The sequence below is a fragment of the Phormidium sp. CCY1219 genome, assembly GCF_035615515.1.
GTDB lineage: Bacteria > Cyanobacteriota > Cyanobacteriia > Cyanobacteriales > Laspinemataceae > CCY1219.
Genome location: NZ_JAJENT010000533.1, coordinates 1 through 24,797 on the forward strand (window position 1 = coordinate 1; position 24,797 = coordinate 24,797).

At 50.4% G+C, this 24,797-nt stretch carries 22 protein-coding genes; 11 read left to right on the plus strand and 11 right to left on the minus strand.

Features of this window, described 5'->3' with window-relative positions; all coding sequences use genetic code 11:
* Positions 1 to 16: 16 nt before the first annotated feature.
* The 4 genes from hrcA to LKK83_RS14610 form a co-directional block, all read right to left on the minus strand.
* Entirely contained in the window at positions 17 to 1,144 is a 1,128-nt protein-coding gene (gene hrcA, locus LKK83_RS14595; RefSeq protein WP_442957316.1) for a heat-inducible transcriptional repressor HrcA, read from the minus strand.
* Positions 1,145 to 1,171: 27 nt separating this feature from the next.
* Positions 1,172 to 1,432 (minus strand): hypothetical protein, encoded by a 261-nt coding sequence (locus LKK83_RS14600; RefSeq protein WP_324631921.1) that lies wholly within the window; start codon positions 1,430 to 1,432, stop codon positions 1,172 to 1,174.
* A 238-nt stretch (positions 1,433 to 1,670) separates the two neighbouring features.
* Positions 1,671 to 2,588: an NAD(+) kinase gene (locus LKK83_RS14605; protein WP_324631922.1), complete on the minus strand. Its 918-nt coding sequence runs from the start codon at positions 2,586 to 2,588 to the stop codon at positions 1,671 to 1,673.
* Positions 2,589 to 2,826: 238 nt separating this feature from the next.
* Positions 2,827 to 3,798, minus strand: a complete 972-nt coding sequence (locus LKK83_RS14610; RefSeq protein WP_324631923.1) for an SDR family oxidoreductase — start codon at positions 3,796 to 3,798, stop codon at positions 2,827 to 2,829.
* A gap of 427 nt (positions 3,799 to 4,225) precedes the next feature.
* Between LKK83_RS14610 and LKK83_RS14615 the strand changes: the two genes are divergently transcribed.
* Positions 4,226 to 5,722 carry an alanine/glycine:cation symporter family protein gene (locus tag LKK83_RS14615; RefSeq protein WP_324631924.1) on the plus strand — a complete coding sequence of 499 codons (1,497 nt, stop codon included), beginning with the start codon at positions 4,226 to 4,228 and terminating at the stop codon, positions 5,720 to 5,722.
* Positions 5,723 to 5,795: 73 nt separating this feature from the next.
* Here LKK83_RS14615 and lipA read toward each other — a convergent pair whose 3' ends face one another.
* A complete protein-coding gene (gene lipA, locus LKK83_RS14620) occupies positions 5,796 to 6,737 on the minus strand; it encodes a lipoyl synthase (protein ID WP_324631925.1) in 942 nt (313 codons plus the stop codon).
* Between the two features lie 374 nt (positions 6,738 to 7,111).
* On the opposite strand from lipA, the gene LKK83_RS14625 reads away from it, so the two are divergent.
* Entirely contained in the window at positions 7,112 to 7,687 is a 576-nt protein-coding gene (locus tag LKK83_RS14625) for a response regulator (RefSeq protein ID WP_324631926.1), read from the plus strand.
* Here the strand turns inward: LKK83_RS14625 and LKK83_RS14630 are convergent.
* Positions 7,668 to 7,883, minus strand: a complete 216-nt coding sequence (locus tag LKK83_RS14630) for a hypothetical protein (RefSeq protein WP_324631927.1) — start codon at positions 7,881 to 7,883, stop codon at positions 7,668 to 7,670. The two genes, LKK83_RS14625 and LKK83_RS14630, sit on opposite strands and share 20 nt — an antisense overlap.
* A gap of 30 nt (positions 7,884 to 7,913) precedes the next feature.
* Here LKK83_RS14630 and rfaE1 point away from each other — a divergent pair, with 30 nt between their 5' ends.
* The gene (gene rfaE1, locus LKK83_RS14635; RefSeq protein ID WP_324631928.1) at positions 7,914 to 8,957 is read left to right on the plus strand and encodes a D-glycero-beta-D-manno-heptose-7-phosphate kinase; all 1,044 of its coding nucleotides are present in this window, start codon (positions 7,914 to 7,916) and stop codon (positions 8,955 to 8,957) included.
* A gap of 141 nt (positions 8,958 to 9,098) precedes the next feature.
* On the opposite strand, the gene LKK83_RS14640 is transcribed toward rfaE1, so the two are convergent.
* The gene (locus LKK83_RS14640; protein ID WP_324631929.1) at positions 9,099 to 10,985 is read right to left on the minus strand and encodes a CapA family protein; all 1,887 of its coding nucleotides are present in this window, start codon (positions 10,983 to 10,985) and stop codon (positions 9,099 to 9,101) included.
* 230 nt (positions 10,986 to 11,215) lie between these two features.
* Here LKK83_RS14640 and rfbB point away from each other — a divergent pair, with 230 nt between their 5' ends.
* From rfbB to hpsJ-A, 5 genes are all read left to right on the plus strand, one after another.
* Complete coding sequence (gene rfbB, locus LKK83_RS14645) at positions 11,216 to 12,325, plus strand: dTDP-glucose 4,6-dehydratase (RefSeq protein WP_324631930.1); 1,110 nt, start codon at positions 11,216 to 11,218, stop codon at positions 12,323 to 12,325.
* A 626-nt stretch (positions 12,326 to 12,951) separates the two neighbouring features.
* The gene (locus LKK83_RS14650; protein ID WP_324631931.1) at positions 12,952 to 13,635 is read left to right on the plus strand and encodes a PEP-CTERM sorting domain-containing protein; all 684 of its coding nucleotides are present in this window, start codon (positions 12,952 to 12,954) and stop codon (positions 13,633 to 13,635) included.
* Positions 13,636 to 13,835: 200 nt separating this feature from the next.
* A complete protein-coding gene (crtA, locus tag LKK83_RS14655; RefSeq protein WP_324631932.1) occupies positions 13,836 to 14,678 on the plus strand; it encodes a cyanoexosortase A in 843 nt (280 codons plus the stop codon).
* Positions 14,672 to 15,349: a cyanoexosortase A system-associated protein gene (locus LKK83_RS14660; protein ID WP_324631933.1), complete on the plus strand. Its 678-nt coding sequence runs from the start codon at positions 14,672 to 14,674 to the stop codon at positions 15,347 to 15,349. The genes crtA and LKK83_RS14660 overlap by 7 nt, the downstream gene beginning before the upstream one ends.
* A gap of 41 nt (positions 15,350 to 15,390) precedes the next feature.
* Positions 15,391 to 16,113: an HpsJ-like protein, cyanoexosortase A-associated gene (hpsJ-A, locus tag LKK83_RS14665; protein WP_324631934.1), complete on the plus strand. Its 723-nt coding sequence runs from the start codon at positions 15,391 to 15,393 to the stop codon at positions 16,111 to 16,113.
* A gap of 33 nt (positions 16,114 to 16,146) precedes the next feature.
* Here the strand turns inward: hpsJ-A and LKK83_RS14670 are convergent, their stop codons facing one another.
* The 3 genes from LKK83_RS14670 to rpaB form a co-directional block, all read right to left on the minus strand.
* On the minus strand, positions 16,147 to 16,671 hold the full coding sequence (locus tag LKK83_RS14670; protein ID WP_324631935.1) for a DUF456 domain-containing protein: 525 nt from the start codon (positions 16,669 to 16,671) through the stop codon (positions 16,147 to 16,149).
* Positions 16,672 to 16,677: 6 nt separating this feature from the next.
* Complete coding sequence (locus tag LKK83_RS14675) at positions 16,678 to 17,352, minus strand: cofactor assembly of complex C subunit B (protein WP_324631936.1); 675 nt, start codon at positions 17,350 to 17,352, stop codon at positions 16,678 to 16,680.
* 125 nt (positions 17,353 to 17,477) lie between these two features.
* The gene (gene rpaB / locus LKK83_RS14680; RefSeq protein ID WP_324631937.1) at positions 17,478 to 18,206 is read right to left on the minus strand and encodes a response regulator transcription factor RpaB; all 729 of its coding nucleotides are present in this window, start codon (positions 18,204 to 18,206) and stop codon (positions 17,478 to 17,480) included.
* A 169-nt stretch (positions 18,207 to 18,375) separates the two neighbouring features.
* Between rpaB and radA the strand changes: the two genes are divergently transcribed.
* Both radA and LKK83_RS14690 read left to right on the plus strand, forming a co-directional pair.
* Positions 18,376 to 20,127, plus strand: a complete 1,752-nt coding sequence (gene radA, locus LKK83_RS14685; protein ID WP_324631938.1) for a DNA repair protein RadA — start codon at positions 18,376 to 18,378, stop codon at positions 20,125 to 20,127.
* Positions 20,128 to 20,352: 225 nt separating this feature from the next.
* Positions 20,353 to 22,398 (plus strand): WD40 repeat domain-containing protein, encoded by a 2,046-nt coding sequence (locus LKK83_RS14690; RefSeq protein WP_324631939.1) that lies wholly within the window; start codon positions 20,353 to 20,355, stop codon positions 22,396 to 22,398.
* 26 nt (positions 22,399 to 22,424) lie between these two features.
* On the opposite strand, the gene LKK83_RS14695 is transcribed toward LKK83_RS14690, so the two are convergent.
* Positions 22,425 to 23,171, minus strand: coding sequence for a creatininase family protein (locus LKK83_RS14695; protein ID WP_324631941.1), 747 nt, complete (start codon positions 23,169 to 23,171; stop codon positions 22,425 to 22,427).
* An 836-nt stretch (positions 23,172 to 24,007) separates the two neighbouring features.
* Here LKK83_RS14695 and LKK83_RS14700 point away from each other — a divergent pair.
* The gene (locus LKK83_RS14700) at positions 24,008 to 24,760 is read left to right on the plus strand and encodes a response regulator transcription factor (RefSeq protein ID WP_324631942.1); all 753 of its coding nucleotides are present in this window, start codon (positions 24,008 to 24,010) and stop codon (positions 24,758 to 24,760) included.
* Positions 24,761 to 24,797 lie beyond the last annotated feature (37 nt).

Genomic DNA, 24,797 nt, shown 5'->3' on the forward strand with positions numbered 1-24,797 from the left:
TAGGCTGGTCAGGTGGTTAGAAGTACAAGCCCCTGGCTTTAGACATGGGGTTGGTTTCTACGGAGTCCCTGACTGCCTCTGAGAGATAATCCGCCGCCGCCTCCACCATTGCGATCGCATTTTCATACACCATGCGCGTGGGGCCGAGGACCCCCACACTGCCCAAGGGCACGGATCCTTTCCCGTAGGTGGAAGAAATCAAAGTACAGGTTCGAATCGGTTCTAACGGATTTTCGCTACCGATGCGGACGTTAACGCGCTGACCGGCTCCTGGAGCCACCGGTGGTTCAAAAATTAACGGCCACAATTGGTCTTGTTCTTCTTCCAGGAGTTGAATCAAGGTCTGCACTTGGGTCAACTCGGAAAACTCCGGTTGTCGCAACACTTCCGAGACACCACTAATCAAAATTTCGGTGTTACCCGGGGTGCGCGCCCGCCGTGCCAAATCTTTGAGCCATCCGCTCAGCACTTCCGCATAGCGCTCGAATTCTCGCCCTAACTCGCGCCAGTCGAGTTCCGAGAGTTCGCTGAGGGTTTGTCCGCCCAGATGGGTATTCAAGAAATTGGAGAGAATTTGCAATTCGCGATCGACGATTTCTTCATCCGGTGGGGGGTCTTCGGGCGATTCGCCGAGTTCCATCACCGCTGAGTGCGTTTGATAGCTATCGGTGACCACAATCACCATGATTTTGCGCGGTTCGATTTGCATGAATTGCAAATGCCTCAGACGAGCGCTAGAGGTCTGAGGCATTGTAATTAAGGCGATACATCCGCTGAGGGTGGCCAAGATCTGTGAGGCCCCCCTCAATACGGTATCAAACGCCCACTTTTCCCAGCTCAGGCGATCGCCGAGCAATTGCTCCACCTGACGCGATATGCGAGAGGAGGGTTGAATCAGCTTATCCACATAAATCCGATATCCGGAATCTGAAGGCACGCGCCCTGCAGAGGTATGAGGTTGATAAAGCAATCCGGCTTTTTCCAAACAGCCCATTGCATTGCGAATGGTTGCCGGCGAGACGCTCAGATTAAATTCTTCTACCAATGTCTTGGAGCCTACCGGTTCGGCAGTGGCAATATAGTGCCGCACCGTCGCCCACAAGACATATTGTTGTCGTTCGTTGAGATTGACTTGCACAGACATGGGAGCCAAAGCCAAATTTATCGGGTTTTAAAAACTCAGGAGTTGTTGATTAAAATCATAATCAATCAATTGAATTTGCGCTACCTGCGCCCTTTTTTTGCCTGACCCACAGGGGTCTGCAATAGATGTTTTCGATACATTTTTGCATCTATGGTTTCCTGCGATCGCGGCCCGGCGGCTTGGAGCTGTGTTTTTTAAATGTTTGCCCCGGACTTTTCCACCGTGGTTTGCCTTGGAAAAGGGTGGAGCTTTCTGTTGAAAATTGCCAGTTGCGAATTGCTGAGTCAATTTTTCTGGTATTGTTCACCCTTCGTCACTCGCAAATATCGGTGGCGATCGGTTGCAATCATTTCGTCAAATTCTATCACATTTCTTGGCTTAAAAGGGGGGAGGACCCCCCGCGATCGCTCTTTTCCCTCGCCTATCGCGCGTTAACAATTTGTTACCCGCAAGCCACCAATATGGCTCGCCTGAAATTGCGAAAGAGCGGGAAAGGCGCGTGGGACCGTAGAGAAACCAGGGCAGGTTAGGGAAGTTCCACGGAAGTGGGTTTGGCCACATGGGGCAGACCCCAACCGAGTTTTTCGCGCAGCACGTGAAAGAACTCTGGGTGTTGAAGGCGGATAAAACGAGCCGAATAGCGCGATCGCTCCACCCGCACCCGATCCTCTGGCAGCACATAGCAGCCAGCATTGCCATCCATCACCATCACCAGTCGATTGGGATTGGCCGGAAAAATGGTAACCGGTTCGCTATTGGCAAACACCAAAGCGCGAGACGCCAGAGAATGGGGACAAATCGGCACCAGTTGCAACACCGGTACATCGGGAGTAATTACCGGACCGCCCGCCGAAAGGCCATAAGCCGTCGAACCAGTGGGGGTAGAGATAATCACCCCATCCGCCGCAATATCCACTGGTGCATGGCGGCCCACTTCAATTTCAAAGTGGCACATACTCGTCAGCGGTTCGCGGTGCAGCACCATTTCATTCAGGCACAGGGCCTCCCAAGTCACGCGATCCTCGCGGAGAACCTGAACCCTGAGCATCGTGCGCTCTTCAATTTGATAGTCTCCCGCCAGCACCTTTTTCATTGCTTGCGGGAGTTGATTGAGGTAGGTTTCCGTGAGAAATCCCATATGGCCGGTATTCACCGTCAGCAAAGGGGTGCCACAAGCCGCCACTTGACGGCAAGCCGCCAACACCGTGCCATCGCCACCCAGGACGAGAGCAAAATTCATGTCAGCATCGAAACCGACCGGGGTTAACTGCTCGACCGACGTATGGCACATGGGTTTTTCCGGCGTAGAATAGCCCAGGATGCCGCCCACGCCTGTAGCAATACAAACATCCCAACCATATCGGTGTAGCTTGTCCTGCCATTGTTTGGCCACGCGACAAGCCACAGGTTTATCGTCGTTGTAGATAATGCCAGCTTTGGGCACAACGAAAAAATCCAGCTAAGGGTTCAGAAATTAATGCCTAGGGGAAAAATTGGCAAGAGTTATGGTTAACTTACCCGGAGAGGTTAGCCAAAAATGGGCCAACGCTTCGCACGATCGTTTGGCTACAGTGAAATAACCGAGAAACGGCGTCCAAGCAGCGATCGCTTCATTTTGAACCCACCGGGTAGGCCCCTAGATTACTTTTACCATGTTAGATTCGATTCGGTCTAGGGGGAGCTTAGAAAGGCACCCGCCGTTTGGATTGATTTTTGGCCTTTTTTTGGTCGTAGTCCAATTCCTTTAACTTCTTCAAAATCCGACTAAAGTAGTCTTTCAGGTAAGATTCCACCGAGGTCGTGTTTTGCGGATCCAGGTCAAAGGTAGAATACACCTCATCCATTGGCGCGACCAGGGGTTTACCCGAGGCAAGCACCTCAGCAAACGCCAAGCGATCGGCCACATTCCAGCCCCACTGGAAAAACCGGGTCAATCGGCGAACCGCGCGCAATAAGCCCATCGGCATCCGAGTTACCTTCGCTTGCTGTCCCGACAGACGAGAGCACAACTCGATGATTTCCTCAGAACTCCAAGCCCGGGAGCCTACCACTGGAAAGCGTTGATTCTCCGTTTCCCGAATTGATAACGCGCGGACGGCAAACTTGGCGATATCTTGGGTGTCCATATAGGCGATCGGTGCGGACTGACCCGTGACCCACACCGGCTGATTGTCCAAAATTGGAATTGCGTACTGACCGATGAGACCTTGCATGAAGCCAGCCAGTTGCAAAATCGTGTAATTTAAACCCGATTCGGCGAGAAATTGTTCCGTACAGCGCTTGATTTCCATCAGGGGCACGTCCGGGTATTTTTCTGCATCTAAGATAGAAAAGAAGATATAGCGATCGACGCCAGCGGTTTTGGCAGCTTGAATCAGAGCCACCTTGCCCTCCCAGTCCACTTGTCTGATGCTCAGGGAATCTGTAGGACGGGCCGTGGCTGCATCGATAATGGCCGTGACGCCTTCTAAGGCTTTGGGTAGGCTTTCGCGATCGCACAGATCCCCTCGGACCAGTTCAGCGCCCCATTCTTTTAAAAAAGCCGCTTTTTTGAAACTCCGTACTAAACAGCGTACCTGGTATCCCTCGTCTAGGGCGCGACGGGCTACCTGTCTGCCTAGGGTGCCAGTGGCACCAACAACCAATAAGCTCATCCAGGATTTATTGACGAAATTTTAACTTTTATGAAATTTTATCAGAAATCGCTCAGATTTCTCCCACCCATTGGTTTATTCTTTGAAACATCGCTCGCCTTGGGACCCTCATTTGTCTCTTCCAATGGCTCAAACTCTGCTATCCGCATGGGTGTAGGGAAGATTTGATATCCGGGTGCTAGACCCAGAACCGCCAGTGGGTCTGAGAAAATCACCCATCGCCTCAGCCGATCGCCCCCATCGAAAACTGAAAAAGTAACGGACTTTCTTGACAAAACTTCGCATGCTTGTTTACAGATCGAGCGATAATCACGCCACAGCCGAAACGTGAATTGTCTGCTAATGTGGCGGCAATAAGTGTTTGGCTCACTCAAATTTGTGCGCGATCGCCCACGCCCGATTTCCCGTCAGAACTGAGTTTTAGTCTATGAAAAAAACCTGGATTGTACTATTACTGTTATTTCTGTTTGTACCGATCGCCGCGATCGCTCAAGACGCGCCAGAAGCCTCATCCGGGGGTTTTTTAGACACCCTGGATGCCGTATTCACCCAGCTTGTGGACGCGATGGCAGTAGTTCTGTTCTTCGACATGTTCGGCGTTCCCCTGATCGTAGTGTGGTTGATTGGCGGTGCCATATTTTTCACCATTCGGATGGGCTTTATCAACTTTCGCGCCTTCAAACATGCCATCTATGTGGTGCGAGGGCACTATGACGACCCCGACGAAAGCGGAGAAGTCACCCATTTCCAAGCCCTAGCGGCAGCCCTCTCCGCCACCGTAGGACTGGGGAATATTGCCGGGGTGGCGATCGCCGTCTCGGTAGGCGGGCCGGGAGCCATGTTATGGATGACCATCGCCGGGTTATTTGGCATGACCAGTAAATTTGTCGAATGTACCCTGGCGCAAAAATACCGCATGATTCTGCCCAACGGACATATTGCCGGCGGACCGATGTACTACCTGTCTCGGGGTTTGGCAGAACGAGGCATGCGACCCTTCGGCAAAATACTCGCTGGTGTGTTTGCCGTATTGTGCATTGGGGCGGCATTCGGAGGCGGGAATATGTTTCAAGCCAATCAATCCTATGTTGCCGTTTCCGGTGTAATTGAGGGGTTGCCCAACTGGATTTATGGCATTGCGATCGCCACCTTAGTCGCCCTGGTCATTATCGGCGGGATTCGTCGCATCGGCACCGTCGCCGGGGCGCTAGTGCCTTCCATGTGCATGATTTACGTCCTCGCCTCCCTATGGATTCTGCTGATTAACCTGCCGGAAATTCCCGGCGCGTTTGCCAAAATTTTCGTCGAAGCGTTCTCCCCACAGGCGATTGAAGGCGGATTTATTGGCGTATTAGTGCAAGGGATTCGTCGCTCGGTGTTCTCCAATGAAGCTGGCATCGGTTCGGCGGCGATCGCCCACGCCGCCGCCCGCACCGACGAACCGGTGCGCGAAGGCATCGTCGCCCTCCTCGAACCGTTCATCGATACCGTGGTCATTTGCAACATGACTGCTTTGGTGGTGATTATTACCGGCGAATATGCCAATACCACCACGGCCCCGGGGGTGGAAACCACCTCTGCTGCTTTCGGCACCGCGATCGACTGGTTTCCCTTCATCCTCGCCTTAGCCGTATTCCTGTTTGCCTTCTCCACCATGATTTCCTGGAGTTACTACGGCGAGCGGGCTTGGACCTATCTGTTTGGCGAAAGTACCACCATAGTTTATCGGGGAGTGTTCGTCGCTTGCGTCTTCCTCGGCGCAGTGGTTAACCTCGGAGCGGTACTTGATTTCGCGGACATGATGCTCTTGTCGATGGCATTCCCGAACATGCTGGGCGGCTTCATTCTCGCCGACAAGGTACGAGCCGATCTAGACAATTACATGGGTCGTCTGGAAAGTGGCCAAATGCCAATTTATAAGTAACACTCCTTCCGAATTGAAGGGAAGGCGTAGGGTGGGCATTGCCCACCCTACCCAGGCGAGGGGGACAGAGGATTTACGGTTCTTCCCCCGCGTGGTAAGAACTGCGAACCAGAGGGCCTGAGCGCACGTGGGAAAAGCCCATTTCGCGAGCGATCGCCCCTAATTCGTCAAATTCTTCTGGCGTCCAATATTTTTGCACCGGCAAATGCTCCAGGGAGGGGCGCATGTATTGGCCCAGAGTAATGCGATCGCAATCCACCCGCCGCAAATCTTCCATCGCGGCGATTACTTCGGCCTTCGTTTCCCCGTGACCCAACATTAATCCCGACTTTGTGGGAATGCTCCCATCGAGTTCTTTCACAATTTGCAACACCGCCACAGAGCGATCGTACTTCGCCCCCCGTCGCACCGGCCCTTGTAAGCGTTTCACCGTTTCCACATTATGGTTGTAACAAGCCGGTTTGGCCCGCACCACCGTTGCGATTCTCTCTCGCTGTAAAGCTGCCGGCGATGCTTCTCGATTTCCCTGTCCCCCCCAGAAATCTGCCGTCAGCACCTCAATCTGAGTTTGGGGATTCCGGCGGCGAATGGCCTCCATCGTTTTCACGAACCAACCCGCTCCCGCATCCGGCACATCGTCTCGCGCCACCGAGGTCAGCACCACATAGCGCAAGCCCAGCAACTGCACCGACTCCGCCACCTTTTCCGGTTCCTCCGGGTCTAATGGCATCGGCGCATGTCCCTTATCCACTTGACAAAATGCACAAGAACGGGTACAAATCGGTCCCATCAGCAGAAAGGTCGCCGTTTTGTTGCTATAACATTCCCCTCGGTTGGGGCAGCGTCCCTCCTCGCAGATGGTGTGAATTTGACGCTGCTTAATAATCCGTTGCACTTGCGACAGTTCGCTGGCTTTGCCGATTCCTCGGCGTCTCAGCCATGCCGGCATTGCTTCAATTTCTGCCCTTACCAGGGCGGGATCCGATGAGAAAGTTTCACGGGTTCTGGCAGACATAATCTCGATCGCTCAAATATTCCGAGTGATTTGCAAACAATAGCGAGACATCGGCTTGCGGCCAATTGTCGCAACACATCCCAAAGCGGGGGTTGCTATCGCTAAGCTTATTCTAATACTGCCCCTGGCAAACCACTCTCAGCGCTATTCTAGTCCAAAGAGTTGAGCTTGGGAATTTTCGATCTAACAGTAGAATTAGGCATACCCCTTCTTAGACTAGCGCCTTCTTAACGCGATCGGACTTTTGGCATACTTACCGACGTGGAGCGCGAGATAAGCTAGGTTTGAGCCTGCATAAGTGTCCCACCTCCAGTCATAATGTAAAAAGCCGTAACTCGCAAAACAGCTTTCATACACCCCCAGAGGAGTCAGTCGTGGCAAGTCACAAAATCCTGGTTATCGATGATAGTAAAGTCATCCAGCGGATGGTAAGAGAAATGTTGCCTGCCGGTAATTTTGATGTATTAGAGGCAAAAGACGGCGAGCAAGGACTCAAGCTGATTCGCGAAGCCCACCCCAACCTGATTATGTTGGACTTCCTATTGCCGAAAGTCAGTGGTTGGGAGGTGTTTCAGCAGTTGCAAAAAATATCCAATGCAGAAGGCAAAATGACCCCCCTTGTGTTGATGTCAGGCCGCAAGGAGGAAGTCGCTGAGAAAATTGCCGAACCGTTTGAGTATTTTGAATTTATTGAAAAGCCGTTTGATAAAAAGTCACTGATTGACGCGATCAAGTCGGCGATGGCAAAGGCGAAAAAATGGAAGCCGTCTGGGAAAGCTGCAGCCCCTGCTGCAGCCCCGAAAACCAGCGCCCCTGAAGCTCAAGGAGGTGCTAGTGCTGCCGAAATTCAAGCCCTCAAGCAGCAAATTGCCAAAATGCAAGCCGAAATGAATGCGATGAAGAAGCAGATGGGTCAGATCGTCAATTTGATCAAAACGAAATTAAAGTAGGTTCATCTCTATGTTCCGGTTCCAGGGTCTGCTCGAGCTTCGCGATCGCCTCTCCTGCTGGAGGTGAATGCGATCGCCAATGCCAAAGTACACCTGACTCCCGATTTCTGCTAGCGGATCTTTCCGGTGAAAGGGCGATCGCTCGGTTGACCGACGGCGTAAATTGCCGATTTACCCTCCCTCGGGCAGAATTCATACTGCGTCAGTTTAGAAACGTTTCACCCAGATGGCTATCGATTCAAATTTTCTCGAGCGACTTCGCCACTATCAACCGCGAGCGATCGACCTCATCAACCGCTTTTCTCAAGCCCGCGTCCTCGTGGTGGGCGACCTGACCCTGGACGAATTTCTCACCGGTCAGGTAGAGCGGCTTTCGCGCGAAGCACCGGTTTTGATTATTCGCCACGAAACCACCCGACAGGTGCCTGGGGGTGGAGCAAATGCCGTCTATAACCTCGCTACCTTGGGGGCACAGGTGAAAGTCGCTGGATTCGTGGGCAAAGATGAGCAAGGAAACGCTCTGCGTCACATCTTTGAAGCCGCCCGAATCGACACCACGGGCATGTTGGTAGATAGCGATCGCCCCACCGTCACCAAAACCCGGATTTCCGGTCATGCCCGTCAGTCTGTTACCCAGCAAATCGTCCGCGTCGATCGCAAATCTGACGCCTTACCTTCCCTGGAAAACCAACTTCAACTGGCAGCCTACATCCGAGAACAACTCCATACGGTGGATGCTGTGGTCTGTTCTGACTATGGCGATGGCGTCCTCACCGCACCGGCGATCGAAGCCGCATTACAACATCCCCTGACTATTGTGGATACCCAAAAGCACCTACAACGCTATGCCGGTGCCACTCTCTTTACCCCCAATCTCCCAGAAGCGGAACAAGCGGTGGGCTACGCGATCGACTCTCCCCAAACCCTCACCCAAGCCGGCTCGGATCTGCTCTCCCTCACCCGCGCCAAACAGATGCTCATTACCCGAGGTGATGAGGGCATGAGCTTATTTCACCCCACAGGCACTCACGATCGCATCCCCGCTTTCAATCGCACCGATGTCTTCGATGTCACCGGTGCAGGGGATACTGTCGTCGCCGCACTCACCCTCGGATTGACCGCTGGCGGTTCCTTGTGGGAATCTGCCGTATTGGGCAATTTGGCCGCTAGCATCGTGGTGCGTCAATTCGGCACCGCCACCACTACACCCGCAGAAATGAAGGAGGCTCTCGAATTTCTCCTCTCGGAAGAGTCCGGCGTCCTCACTTAACCGAGCTTCTCTTCCCCTTCCCCCCTCTCCCAGGTTGTCTTAACCTTCACCGGATCCAACTCCCACAACTTCTCCTTTATTTGGAATCGCTCTCGCGGGAGTTTTGAATGGGTGTCACCATTCAAAACTCCCTCATGTCTCTTATTCGCCGCGCTCTTCTATCAGCACTTTCCCCTCATCATCGATCGCGATCGGTGTCTCGGGAAAATCGCTTTTAATCAAATCCCGCATGAGCTGCACCGTGCGAAACTGTTGGTCGATGTAGGGAATCCCTTTCCCTTTCAAATGTACGGGAATAATTTTACCGGCCACAAAATTTCCCTCGATGTCCATTTCTACCTCTAAAATTAGCGAATACCCTAACTTGCCTGCGTTTGAAAGGGTGCGATACCCAACAAAATTCCCTAAAGAATAGGCAATTAACTTTCCTTGATAGATTTCTAACGCTCGGGGAACGTGGGGTCCATGCCCTAAAATTAAATCCGCCCCCGCATCAATCATCGCTCGGGAAAATAATACTAAATTGCCCCGGTTTTCTCCATAAAACATTTCCGTGCGGTTTTTTACATGCAGCGCCCCGGTTCCCTCAGCCCCGCCATGTACGGAAATAACTACAATCGTGGCTTTTTGTTTGGCTTCTTCTACTAATGCTTTCGCCGCTTCTAATTCATGGACGGAGTTATGATAGTAGTAGGTGCTGAAGCCAATAAAGGCAATCGGAACGTTTTTGACATTGAGATAGAGAATTTCATCTTTTTTACCCACCACTTTCATGCCGGCTTTGGTGATATTTTCGATGGTGTCTTCTAAGCCGACTTCTCCAAAATCATTGGAATGGTTATTGGCTAAATTCAACACATCAAACCCCACATCTTTTAAGAGTTGGGCATAGGCGGGCGGGTTGCGAAAGGCAAATACCATCGAACGGCTGACATCTTTAGCAGAATATGGATGATTTGTCAAGGTGCTTTCAAAATTGCCAAATAAAATATCGGCACCTTGCAGGTAGGGTTTGACCGACTCAAATAAACTTTGCTCCCGCTGGGGCAGTTTATTGGCGGGAAAATTGGTGCCCGGAACGATATCTCCTACCGCTTTGATGGTAATTGGCGTGGCGGGAATGGAAGCCTCGACCCGTTTGGAAAGCTCCGTGAAGTGGGCGATCGGCTTCTCGCTGGAGAAAGGTTCAAAGGTGGCAGGGGAGGGGGAAAGCGACGGCAGTGGCGGCAAATCCGGTAGCTCTACAGCGGCTAGGGTTTCACCCACGGTGGAGAACAATACGGTGGGACTATAGCGATCGGGGTTTTTGAACATCTCCCAACTGATGCCGAGGCAAAAGCTGGTGAGGGCGACTAAGGGCACCAGGATTTTCAGGGAGTTGCCGATCGCAGCGGATTTTTCTTTGCGGGGTGGGATTGGCTCTGGGGGCGTTTCCGGGGCGGGAAGCGGTGCCGATGGGGCAACAGATGCACCGATCTGGGATTGGCCCACTGAGGGCAGGGTAGAAACTGCGATCGCCGCTTCGGGAGGAGGGTTGCCAATCCCGGTTGTTGTTGCCCGGGAGTGTAGGGTTGTGGGTACGGGTGTCGCAGAAGGGCCAGTGGGTGCCACGGTGGTAGTGTCAGCGGCGATCGCTGCTGCGTCTGCATCGCGGGGGGAGGGTTCAGCGGCAGCTTTGGAGTCCTGTTTCCGTGGCGATCGCGATATGGAAAACTCGTTACTTTCGGGGGATTTTCCCCACTCTAATGTCCGATCCCACGCCGGGGCCGTTTCACCAGTTTGCCGTCCATAAATTCGCACGGAATCTATGCAACTGAGTTGGAGTCGGTTTAAGCCGTTTTTAATATAGGGGACATAGGCTTCGGGGTCGGGGATGCGATCGCTTTCTAGGAGGATATGAAGTCGGTTCTTTTTGCGGATGACTTGGGCGGTTATGTTTCTTTTGGGTTGTAAGACTTGATTGAGCAATAAGGCGATCGCGATCGGGTCGCCTTGGGTGGCTAAACTCAGGATATCTTGCTTCTCCACAATCGAGTTCCTCACACCATTCAATAGGTTTTACTGTTAGTTAAGGGAGAGGATTTCAGCCTTCCCCCTGATTACGGAATCACTTTGGTTTTGTCCAATTTACGGAAGATCCCTGATGTGGCAAACAGCCTGCTGGGTCAATATTTATTTATTCCACAAATAAGCTGGATGAGAGGCGGGTTTAAAGGTATTGTTGAATAGCACTGTTTGGAATTGAAGAAACACCCTGGATGACATCGACTCCCAATTTCCATGAAAATCGACCCTCCCGCCGATTATTAGTGACCGGGGGGGCTGGGTTTATTGGATCCAATTTTGTTCGCTACTGGTGTACTCGCTATCCAGGCGACAGGGTTGTGGTTCTAGATGCTCTAACCTACGCGGGCAATCGGCAAAATCTGGCGAGTTTAGTTGGAAAAGAAAATTTTCGGTTCGTGCAGGGGAATATCTGCGATCGCTCCTTAGTAGAGACTCTGCTTGAAGAAGAACAAATCGATACCGTCGTCCACTTCGCCGCCGAATCCCACGTCGATCGCTCGATTTTAGGTCCGTCTGCTTTCATTCAAACCAATGTGGTCGGCACTTTCACTCTATTAGAGGCATTCCGGATCCACTGGCAAACTCTCTTTTCAGTCAAAGGCGGAAATCCACAAGGGGTGTTTATCCACGTCTCCACGGATGAAGTTTATGGCACTCTGACCCCCAGGGATCCAGCTTTTACAGAAAAAACACCTTATGCACCCAACAGTCCTTATTCCGCCTCAAAAGCAGGTAGCGACCACCTTGCCCGTGCATACTACCATACCTACGGCATCCCCACCATCGTCACCAATTGCTCGAATAACTACGGACCGTATCATTTTCCCGAAAAGCTGATTCCCCTGATGTGCATCAACATGCTTCTCGGCAAACCTTTGCCCGTATATGGGGATGGAGAAAATATTCGAGATTGGCTCTATGTGGAAGACCATTGTCGCGCCCTGGATTTGGTGATTCACCGAGGGACTCCGGGCGCAACGTACAATATCGGCGGCAATAATGAGGTTAAAAATATTGATTTGGTGCGGATGCTGTGCCGGCTGATGGACGAATTAGCCCCCGATTTGCCGATGCGTCCCTGCGAAAAGTTGATTGCTTTTGTTAAGGATAGACCGGGACACGATCGCCGTTATGCGATCGACGCTACTAAAATTAAAACTCAATTGGGATGGACTCCCTCGGTTACTGTGGAAGAAGGTCTGCGCCAAACTGTACTCTGGTATTTGACTCACCAAGATTGGTGGCGTCCCTTGCTCTCGGAGGAGTATCGAGCTTACTATCAGCAGGTTTACGGGAATTAAAAGAGGATCTTGGGCGATCGCTACCCCCACTGAGCCTCGGAAGGCGTCTTCCGAGGCTCAGCCGCCAAATGGAGCCACAATTCTTTTTCACAAATTATGCAGTTTTTATAAAACCGATTGGGTTTTATTTATCAAACTCCCCTGAAAAACAATGCTCAGAGCAGATGGCTTTTACATAGGACGTTGCTGCTTTTCTAGCCTAATTTTTTATCATTGTTGAGGCCATATCCGTAAAATCACTGAAAGCACTTTTATCTAACAAGAGGTTAATTGATAAGTTGGGTGATTTTACTGAAAGTCTGTATGGGGGGGTTGGGCAATATTAAACTGTTATGTCGGTAAATGGAGTCTGGTGGGAGCTTTTGAGCCTCTCCTTAACCCCAGTACGGACAAGGAAAAAGATGGAGCGTAGGGAAGCAATTGTGACGCCGATCGCACTCATCAGGTGAAGGCGATCGCTGCATCAAAAAAGTTTCTGGTGTAACGTAGAATGTAGATTGCAGTTTAATTGTTAGCCAAGAATTAAATGAAGATTCTGCAAAGAACCATCTGACACTGCAAATTGGAGATCGATATCTGCCATAATAATACCATATAGTCAAGTAACGCAGGGAGTGCATGACATCATGAAAAAGACCCTTTCTATTTCCATAGGAGCCGCCGTTGCGATCGCGCTGTTTGGGGCATCCGCTCCAGCCCGAGCCTTTTCCTTCGGCACCGACGGCATCAGTTTTAATAGCGATACCGAAGTCAAATTCTCCTTCGGCAGTTCTAACGGAGCTTTCCAGTCCACCCTCAAAATCTTTGAGGTACTCACCGATGGCTCCTTGGCAGCAGCAGAGAACGGGGTGGTATTTGAAGAAACCCAAGCCTCCGATAACGGCGCACAAAATGGCTTTGAAGCCACTTTAGGAAACGCCGTGACCCAGGTCAACGATACCTTTACGTTCCTGGCGGGTAAAGTTTACACTCTGGGACTTGCAAGCACTTATAACGGCAACAATCAAGGAATAGCCTACAGCACAACCAGCTTGAATACCTATGGTCAGCGAGCTGCCTTTGGAACCACTGGCGGCACAGAAGCACAAGCCTTCGATGCCAGTTCCTATCAATCTGCAGATCCGTTTAGTGGACCGGTGGCAATTGCCTTTGAAGATATTAAATGGGCAGGTGCCGATGGAGACTTTAACGACGTAACCGTAAGTGCTGCAGCAGTTCCCGAACCGTTGACGATGGGAGGGTTAGCATTGGGAGCTGCTGGATTGGCAGCCGCTCGTCGTTCTCGCAAGCGTCGCACCAGCGAAAGCTAATCAGTCAATATTAGCAGTCAGTTTTCCAAGTGGGTTGGATATTGAGTAAACTAGAGCAGTTGGCACCGTTGCCAACTGCTTTTGCTTAACTCAATCCGCCCACATGCAGCTTTCTGCATGGGATCCGCGATTACATTGGCATAACGAAAATCGGCCTCAATGTAAAACTTAACCTGCGAATCAAGTGCAAAGTGTGGAATATGACTTCGATTCAAGATTTAAAAGAACCTAAATATTGGTTGCTGGGCATTGCAGTAGGTTTAATGGCTGTTAACCTGACATTGATGTGGAGACATGCCCCGGTTGATGTGGTGGGTACCAGCCTTCTTTTCTGGGGAGCTGCTGCATTTTTAGTCTGGGAAAAACATCAAGATTTGAATCTGGAAAGCGATGTTATATCCAGCATTTTAGGAACGTTACTGATTGGGTTAGTGCTGTTGAAAAGCGTTAACCTGGGCGAGTATGACTTGTTCCTTCGCATTTCACCTTTTTTATCGGGAGTGGGGCTAGCCCTGCTCAGTTCCGGTTGGAAACGATTAGCCTACTATTGGCAAGAACTGTTCATTTTAGGCTTTATCTCCATCTCCACCGGGCTTTTATTGCAGATTTTTGATATTTCTCCCTTCACCGCGAAATTTGCGGCGTTTGTTTTGTGGTATATGGGGTTTCAGGTCGAGCAAGACGGCATTTACGTTAATCTGCCCACAGGTAGCATAGAAGTTTATTCTGGCTGTTCTGGCTACAGCGCAATTCTTCAGTTACTTGGGTTAGCATTCCTTTTCTTGTTTATGTTTCCCACCAACTGGAAGCAGAAGATATTAGTCCCGATCGTTGCCATAGTGGCAGGATTTGCAGTAAATGGAGTGCGGGTTGCCCTGATGGCTTTTTTAGTGGCCTATTCCAGTAAAACTGCATTTGAATACTGGCATTACGGCGATGGATCTTTAATTTTTTCGATGATAGGTGTCGTTATTTTAGGCATATTTTGCTGGTTTTTTATCCTGCGAAATGAACCCGAAAGCCACAATGCAGACAAATGTTAATTCCTAAAAAATTACACTGGAAATCTGTCAGGATTGTGCTGCTAGCCGCTACCTTGGGTGGTGCGATCGCAGTTCTGGGAAAGTTAATTTTCTCTCCTCCAATCGAGAGTGCTGGGTTTACGCCGTTTGTTTTTCCAACGGCTGTTCCGTTAGCGGATTGGCAGTTTGAAGAGAGTTTGCCCCTAGAGGTCAATGAAAACGAAAGCCTCATTTCCGGGGGACAATATTTCTACATTCAAAATAACCTGCCCCTGGAAATACAGATGCGCTACGTAACAAATACTGGTGGGAATGTGGAAAAATTAATGCAAACACATCTCGATATTGAGGCATCGGCTGCTAAACTAACCATACGTCACCAAGAGGAGATAGGATTTTACGGGGTATCTGAAACGGGAGAACAAGCTTATCTGGCTTCTTGTATTAATCCGCGAGGAGGTAGCACGGTTAGCGGGGAACAGTTTAGGAAAAACCGAAATGCCTACGACCTACAGGTCGATCGCCTTTTACCGTGGTTGTTGGGACAACAAAAACTCAGAGATTTTCGGTGTATGTTAACTGTTCTATCTATCCCCTTAGATAAGAACTCTCCAGAAAATTCCTATTCAATTTTAGAATCTGTCTGGGTTTCATGGTATCGTTGGTGGCAGCCACGCTTTCCGCCCTCTTAAAGCTGTACTTAAACTTTACCTAAAATAAGGGTGCCAATATTATGAGTAAATCTGAAGGATTTGATGTCAGTCGCTCGGTGGAAGAGCTTTTGCGCTTTAGCGGTGACCAATTGCGCTCAATCGGTCGAATCCGGATGGTGGGGTATGGGTTATTAGTGTTAGCCTTATTTGACACCATTCAGGTGTTTATTTCTCCCAATTTTATGAATCCCAATTGGGAGTTGCAGACGATGGGCGCGTTGGTGGAAAGAGCGCCAGTGCCTTTATTGGGATTTGCCTTGGTGTTTTTTGGGGAAGACTACAACCGCACGGGCTTAGAAGATATTTTATTGAAATTACTGTCCTGGGTTTGTCTGTTGCTGGCAGTGGTTTCCCTGTTATTCGTGCCGTTAGGGATTAATAATACCTTGCGTTTGAATCGGATTAACAATCAGCAAATTACCGTTCAATCGCAACAGCAGCTAGAACAACTCGAAGCGATCGAGCAACAGGTCAGTCAAGGTAGCACCGAACAATTGCAAACTTTGGCACTGGAACTTAACCGATTGGGTTTGTCGGTGGATAGTACCAATACAGAGGGTTTGAAAAACGAGATTTTGTCTAGAATTCCTCAAGCCAGAGAACAGGTGCAGACGCAAACTCAACAAGTCCGGCAAAATCAGCGAGTTAATTTATTGAAAAATTCGGTGAAATGGAATCTCGGTGCTTTGGTATCTAGTGCTTTATTTTTTATGATTTGGCGAGGCACTCGTTGGTCGAGATAACCTGCAGAACCGTTGGAGCGATCGCTGCTATAGCTAGACCCCAAACCCGGGCGGAGGCCAATTGGTAACGAGAAATACAATAACTGCTGCCAGAGCCAAAAAGCCTTGAATAAAATTGCCAATTAGGGAACTCACCACCACCCCAATTCCGGCTTTGACAGCGATCGCCAAATCCTTCCGATAGAGATACTCGCCAATTATCGCCCCTAACAAAGGGCCAATAAAAATACCCAGCAACGGACCGCCAATCAGCCAAGCCGGCAATAAACCAAAAAAGCCCAAAACAAAGCCAACGATCGCCCCAATTTGACCCCATTTACTCGCCCCGGCGCGTTTCGCCCCCCAATAGGTAGCCAACAAATCGATGCCCACACTGAGCAGCAAAACCCCCATTGCCACTCCCAGAGCCAAACCCACACTACTCAACCCATTCTCATTAAACACAGCCCAGATCGCGATCGCGCCGAGAATCAAACTCGACCCCGGAACTCCAGGAACCACAGCGCCGATAACACCGATCGCCATCACTGCAACCAGTACCCAATACAAAATAGCCATAAACCACTAACCTTCAGCAGGTGCAACATCATTATCCGATAAACCTTGACTCAGCGTCACCGCCAATTTGTCAGCAATCCCCTCAACCCACCGTTCATCTTGCTTCGTGTAACTGCGCGGAGCATTTGCCCCCAAAATCAAAACACCGCGATCGCCCAAAGGCTGACAAATAACCCCCTGAGTATTTTCCGGCAAATAATCAAACTCAACACGACCCGGATAAAGCTTCAACTCCACCAAATAAATTGCCTTTTGCCGTTCCATCGCTCTTTGCAAAATCGCTCCCGGCGTCACCTGCGACTTGGGTGGCAAAACCCCCCGCCGCAGCAGCACCCGTCCCCCATAAAACACCACCACAGACCTCGTTACCGTATTCGTCAGCAACAAATGCGACGCCCAAGCCAATTCCGTCTGAACCGCCTCCGGCAAATCCGGTGCCAGTTCAAACCCCGATTCGCCCTTCAACTCCACCGCCTCCGGCGATCGCGGCTGCACCTGTTGCCACAGTAAACCCGTCAACACCAACAGCGCGCTTAAAATCACTCCCAAAGCATCCGATCGCGCTTGCGCCTCCGTAACTCCCGGCGTCAGCAAGCGGTTTACCCCCAACAAAACGCCTCCCAAACCCCCAGCAACCAGAGGTAAGCGACGCAATATCTCCGATCCATCTGATTGAGCCATACTCGATCGCGTCTTACCCAACATCTATTTTCACTGCAAAAATCGCCCCAGATCGCTCCCCATCCTCAAACCCCCAGAACCCCAGCAAGGGAAAAGCCATCCACCATGACTTCCCCCTTCCCGCTTCATATCTCATCCGGTTCCAGAATCCGCTGAAACAAATAACCCGTTCCCCTCGCCGTCAAAATCAACTCTGGATTGCTCGGATCCTCTTCCAACTTCGCTCTCAAGCGGGAAATATGGACATCCACCACCCGCGTATCCACATGACGCTCTGGCGTGTAACCCCAAACCTCCTGCAAAATTTCCGATCGCGAGAACGGTTCTCCCGACTTGCTCACCAACAATTCGAGCAAACTAAACTCCATCCCCGTCAGGCGAATCCGCTCATCACCCTTGTAAACCTGCCGCTTATTCGTATCGATTTTTATCGAACTAACCTGAATCACCCCAGAACTCGGAATCCCCGGCGCACCGGTTTTCTCCACGCGACGCAACACCGATCGGATGCGAGCTTCCAGTTCTTTTGGCGAAAACGGCTTGACCACATAATCATCCGCGCCTAACTCCAGACCCGTGATCCGGTCAGCCACATCTCCCAGGGCTGTTAGCATAATGATGGGGACATCGGATTCTTTCCGCAGTTCCTGACAAACGCCATAGCCATCTAGCTTCGGCATCATCACATCCAAAACCACTAGATCGGGAACTTCCATGCGAAAAGTCTCTAACGCTTCTTCCCCATCTGCCGCCGTTACCACATCATAGCCAATCATCGAAAGGCGGGTCTCCAGGATCCGACGGATACTTGCTTCGTCATCGACAACCAGTATCTTTTCCTTAAGGTTTTCCAAGATACTCAAGGCTCCTTTAGCGTCTTTTGTAATTCTTAATTTTTAATACTGTACCATTTGAATTGTCTCATATTCAGCACCATAGCTTCATCTGAAGTTCTTACCCAAGGTAGGTCTCAAGCTTTTTGACTATCCATCTGATGTCCAATAGGGTCGATAGAGATAACGAATGCCCAAGCAGCGAACCCAATATGTTTGTGAAGAGTGCGGAGCCGAATTTGCCCAATGGTTTGGTAAATGTTCTGCCTGCGATACCTATGGTTCCTTGATCGAAGAGGTTTTGCCCTCTTCCGCCAACGCCGCTCGTCCCAGTTTGAACGCCAGTTCCTGGATGCGAGACGGCACGAAACCCAAATCCAAATCCTCCGGGCAACCCCGCTCCTCTGTCAAATTAAATCAGATTGCTGACCAAACCGTGAGTCGCTGTTCCTCGGGCTATGGCGAAATGGATCGGGTTCTCGGCGGTGGCATCGTTCCGGGTTCGTTAGTCTTAATTGGCGGCGAACCCGGAATTGGTAAATCAACTCTGCTGTTGCAAGTTGCCAATAACCTCTCCTACAGGTCGCGCATTCTTTACGTATCCGCCGAGGAGTCGGGACAGCAGGTCAAATTGCGTGCCCAGCGCTTGCTTGGAAACCTGGACTCCGATGAGGAGGAAGAAAAAAGCGCATCCTCCACATCCGAAAATGGCCAGCAGGATAGTTCGCAATCCTCCAGCGATCGCGATCGCCATTCCGTTTCCCAAGCAGAACCCATCCCCGCACAAACCCCCTCGAACCCTACCACCGACAATCCCAAACAAACCTCCGAGTCCCCTCGATCTAAACGCCCCCACAAAGAATCTCAATTTTATCTGCTTCCAGAAACCGACTTAGAAGAAATTTTGCGCGAGTTGGAATCCCTGAAACCGAATTTAGCCGTGGTGGACAGTATCCAAACCATTTTCTTTCCCTCGTTAACCTCGGCACCGGGATCCGTGGCACAAGTCCGAGAATGTACCTCGGCGTTGATGCAGGTGGCGAAGCGGGAGAACATTACTCTGTTTATTGTGGGGCACGTCACCAAAGAAGGGGGGATTGCCGGACCGAGGGTTCTGGAACATTTGGTGGATACGGTACTGTTTTTTGAGGGCGATCGCTTTGCCAGTCATCGTCTGCTGCGCTCCATGAAAAACCGCTTTGGAGCCACTCACGAAATCGGCGTCTTTGAAATGGTGGCTCACGGGCTGAAAGAAGTCCCTAACCCGTCAGAACTGTTTTTGGGCAGTCGCGAGGAATTTGTCTCCGGTTCTTCCACCATTGTGGCTTGTGAAGGAACCCGTCCGATTGTAGTGGAATTGCAAGCTTTGGTCAGTCCCGCCAGTTTTGGATCCCCCCGTCGAGCCACCACCGGGGTTGACAGCAATCGTTTGGTGCAAATTCTGGCAGTATTGGAAAAACGGGTGGGGGTACCGCTTTCTAAGTTGGATACTTATCTCGGATCCGTGGGCGGGATTAGTGTCAGCGAACCGGCAGCGGATTTGGGGGTGGCGATCGCCGTGGTGGCTTCTTTTCGCGATCGCGTAGTCGATCCCCATACGGTGATTATCGGGGAAGTGGGTTTGGGCGGTCAAGTCCGACCAGTCTCTCAGTTAGAACTGCGCCTGCGCGAAGCGGGCAAACTCGGTTTTAAGCGAGCCATTATTCCCAAAGGGCAAGTACCGCCAGATTTGGGAATGGAAATTCTGCCCGTGGCTAGAGTTCTCGATGCGATCGTGGAAGCCATTCCCGGTCCGCCGAATCAGGGCATTTCCGCCATCCCTAGCGCTTCGGCTTCACCGTCGGTGGCGATCGCCTCGAGCAATGGCGGGGTTGACGAGTCTACCACCACTGACGATGATGACTTTAACGATGAATTTGATTTTGAAGATCCAGTATTCTAAAGTCCTGGATGAAATTCAATGTTGTTGCGAATTTGAAAACACCTACAGCAAACACACGGCAGCCAATCTGCCCGAGGCTGTAGTTCCTACACTGCTTTCCCACTAGGTTCTAGCAGTGCATCGGCGCTCTACACTTTCGAGTCTAAATTTTAAAATGGAATTACCACTGGCGTAAAGGGGGATTGAAACAAATCGAGCGCTGCACAAAAAATTTATTGCGGTTGAATGGCAACAAAATCACAGGCGATCGGGAGACAATCGGTGCTAGATGAACTAAGCGCCTTACTTTGGGGTGCCTCTCTCTTCGGTGGGAAAATCACAGGTACTCTGAATTCGGGACTGTTGGGCAATCTTTCCCCAACACAATTGAGCCAGTTATTCGTCACTTGGCGATCGGGTTTCTTCCTGCCAAAATACGCCCAGGCTCGACTGGCTCTCCTAGACGCCCTGCTCAAAGGTATTACTTTCGCCATCCACCCTTCCCATCTGCAACAAGCCCATCATATGGCACCCAATGAAAAGGTGCGAACCACAGACCAACAACAAATCCAAGCGTGGCTAAAAAGGCGCATCGCAGCTTGCAGAAAAGAAGCCACTGGCACCCTAAATAGCAACCGATCCTTCAAACCCACCACCTCTCTTCCCATTTTATGCGGAAATTCCCAGGAAATCTGCGGTCTGAATTCTCGAAGCCGCAGCTCTCAATTACGGGAACTCAAAAGAACAATTGAATCCGAGCTTTATCTAGAAGCATTACCCGGCATTTGGCAAGAAAGCTTTCGAGGAGATTGGTTGCCTTTTGTTAGTTTGCTTTTGGCAGATTCTATTAAAAATCATCCGGAAATATCGGCATTTTTATCTGCCGAAACTGAAAAATTTGCCGATTTTGAGTGGGAGGTATTTAAGAGTGAACGTGATATCCAGAACCTAGTGCAGCAGGTGACGGAAGTGTTAGACAATCCTCAAACCTGTCTTGGAGCTGTGCAAATCATTGATTTTGATATTGATATTCTGCGCCAAGAACTCAGAGAGTGGTCGCAACAGAAAGTGGGGCTGAGTGTCATTGATGATGAATTAAATCGGGAAACGGAAAGAGAATTACCTGCTAGGGATCCGAAAGTAGAGACGGTTTTAAAATTATTAGAAAACAGTCAAGAACGAGAAGGGGAAACTTCAGCTTTCGAGCGGCGGATGGCGAGAGGTAAAATTCAGGACAATATGCCTTCCGTATCTCCGAAATCGAACCGCCAAAGCGAGGAAGAACAACCTGTGGTGTTGACTGGTTTACCGGTACCGAGTCGAAATACTAGCAATGGAATTCGTCCGCACTGGAAATGCTTGAATACGCTCACGGGTCATTCAGACTCGGTGGTGTCTGTGGTGTTTGGAGTGCAAACCCCCGAAAATCGTCAGCGATCGTCTTACACGTTAGTCAGTGGTAGTTGGGATAAGAGCATTAATATTTGGCAGCTTAAAAGCAGCGGACGCACCCACGGAATGCCTCATACCCTGCGGGATAATTCGGCTTCGGTTTATTCGGTGGCGCTCAGTCAAGATCATCAATATCTGGCGAGTGGTTGTGTGGATTATCGGGTGCGGTTATGGCATTTGCCAACTAGCCGACGGGTGAATACTTTATTGGGTCATTCGGTGTCGATTTATTCGGTGGCCTTTAGTCCGGATGGTCGGCTTTTAGCGAGTGGAAGTGGAGACCAAACGATTAAGATTTGGCAGGTGGAAACGGGAGAGTTAGTGGGGACTTTAATCGGGCATTCTGGGTTTATTTATTCGATTGCTTTTAGTCCGGATGGGGAGCTTTTGGTGAGTGGGAGTGAAGATAAAACGATTAAGATTTGGCAGGTGAAAACTTTGCAATTGGTGCGGACGCTGATTGGGAATTCGGCAGTGACTTCTGTGTCGTTAAGTCGCAATGGTCATGTATTGGCGAGTGGGAGTATGGATGAAACGATTAAGCTGTGGCATCTTAAGGAGACGACTTCGGAAGGAGGCACGCGACCCGCACCCACTCGAACTTTGCGGGGTCATACGGCGCAGGTTTTGTGCGTGGCGATCGCTCCGCGATTGCAGATTCTAGCCAGTGGTAGCCATGATAAGACGATTAAGTTGTGGCATTTGGAAACCGGAGAACACATCGGCACCCTTTCAGGACATTTAGATTCGGTGAATGCGGTGGCGTTTAGTCCGGATGGTCATTTCCTGGCGAGTGGTTCTCACGATAAGATGATTAAGATTTGGCGGGCGGTGGGATAATGATTCGGGGTGGCGGCGATCGCTCTTTACTCGCCGCTGAGAAATTCTAGGTAAGCGTTACTTAGCTCTTTGACCGCTAAGTCGTAGAATTGCTTACCATGTTCCGGGGTGGCTAAGGCAGAATTAGACCCCATGCGACCATCGGGATATCGGCGGCGGAAATCAGCCGCACCATAGATGGGATGTCCGGAGGCGACTTCTTTTGACAAGGGGGCTTGTTTGATGGCTTCTGGATAGAGATACTGGGTGACGGCGACTTCGCTGGGGGTGGCATGGGAGCCTTCTTCGTTCCCGTAGAGTTCTTTGGCGAGTTTGTACACTGAGCTACAGGTAAACCAGTTGGCAACTCGACATTGGACGCGATCGCCATTCGGCACTTGCAAGTCGTTGAGGACGGCGTAGGTTTCGGAAAAAGCCGCTTTCAGGGTGGCGATATTGCCGCCGTGACCGTTAATAAAGAAAAATTTGGTAAATCCCGCCCGGGTTAAGCTGGTAACGTAATCTCGGATGACTTGAATCAGGGTGCTGGGTCGTAGACTGATGGTGCCTGGAAAGGCGGTATGATGCAGGGCCATCCCCACGTTAATCGTCGGTGCAACGATCGCCTGGGTGGCTTCACCTACGCCTCGGGCGATCGCCTCGGCACAAATCGCATCGGTACCGATCGCACCAATCGGACCATGTTGTTCCGTAGAACCAATCGGAAAAATAATTCCAGTGGATTGCTTCAAATAGGCTTCAACTTCCGGCCAGGTACTTAAATGCAGCAGCATAATCGATAAGAGTAAGCGTACAGACTTTATCCTAACCAGAGTTGGTCTGCAATGCCACCGCAATTGGCAGTCAAAGCCGGATTATGCCCCACGGCGATCGCTGAAGTGTTCTTGGCGATCGCCTGTTGCAATCTGCTGACTTAATTCTCGTTTAGCTCACCAAGGAGTCTTCTCTCCCTCCTTTTTGTGAATCCAACTGCTCTCATTTGTATGCTCTCTTACCTGCGTTGTTTGGTTTTTTCTCTTTGACCGAATAAGGTTTGAGTTTGAATTTTGTTTGAAAATTTGGTTTAAAATTATATCACAGAAAAGTCCAAAAATCAACAAAAATTAATTCGGACTTAATGTTTGTTCGGACAGAGACGGTGTAGTGGGAGAGAAACTGGACTTAAAATCGGCTTGGGAACCCGCCTCGGTTGCTAAGCGCGTAACTTTTTTGTGAAGAAAACGGGTTACTCAGCTCTAGTAAACTGACGCTCTGGGGGTGAGGATTTTTCAAATAAAAAGCATCACAAAATTTACTCTCCAAGTGGATGAACGCTGTAGGTTGGGCAACCCTGGAGGGTCGGCGATGCGGTAGGGGAAGGGCGCAGATAATGGCATGGCGGCATTTGGGGTCAAGCACTGTAGGCGAATCGGCGTCAATGGGAGGGTCGTCTTTGTTAGGAAATTTTCGCGCTGAAATGTGCCGAGAGGGGAGGGGTGAAAACCCATACCAACTCACCGATCCCCGCCCTAAGCTGAAAGTCTACATATTTTGTTATATTAGCCAACTCTATTTACAGGCCGTTTTATTGTAAAAATGGGGATGGTATTAGAAACAACAATCACTAACCATGTTTTCTCTGGAAGCGACCACAAATCTTCCCAGACCAGAACTCAGCCAAGGAAATCGGGTCTTAGTCGTCGAAGATGAAGACCTGATTCGGGAAATGCTGGTTCTCGCGTTAGAAGAAGAAGGTTACGAGGTCACAATTGCCGCCGACGGACAAAGCGCCCTGAACTGTTTCTATGGCACAGAGGTTATGCCAGGAGAATTTCCATTCGATCTAATTGTGTTGGATCTGATGCTGCCTCAAGTTAACGGGCTGGATTTGTGTCGGTTATTACGTCATCAAGGAAACCCAGTGCCGATTTTGATTCTTAGTGCTAAAGGCAGTGAAACCGATCGCGTTTTAGGATTGGAAGTCGGAGCAGATGACTATTTGACGAAACCGTTTAGTATGCGCGAGTTAATTGCGCGGTGTCGGGCGTTGCTGCGCCGCCAACGGTTAAACGGTTTGCCAGAGCCACCACTGCTCAAGTTTGGCGAGATTACTTTGTCGCCACAAGAGTGCAGAGTTACCGTGGGCGATCGTCAAGTCAATCTCTCGCCCAAAGAGTTTCGCTTGCTGGAGCTATTTATGAGTTATCCGCGACGGGTGTGGTCCCGGGATCAGTTGCTCGATCGCGTGTGGGGAGCAGATTTTGTTGGGGATAGCAAAACGGTTGACGTCCACATTCGCTGGTTGCGAGAGAAATTAGAACGGGATCCGAGTCAGCCAGAGTACATTATTACCGTCAGGGGGTTTGGCTATCGGTTAGGATAAAAGGTAGCGATTAGCCATCAGCCATTCGCGCACAAGC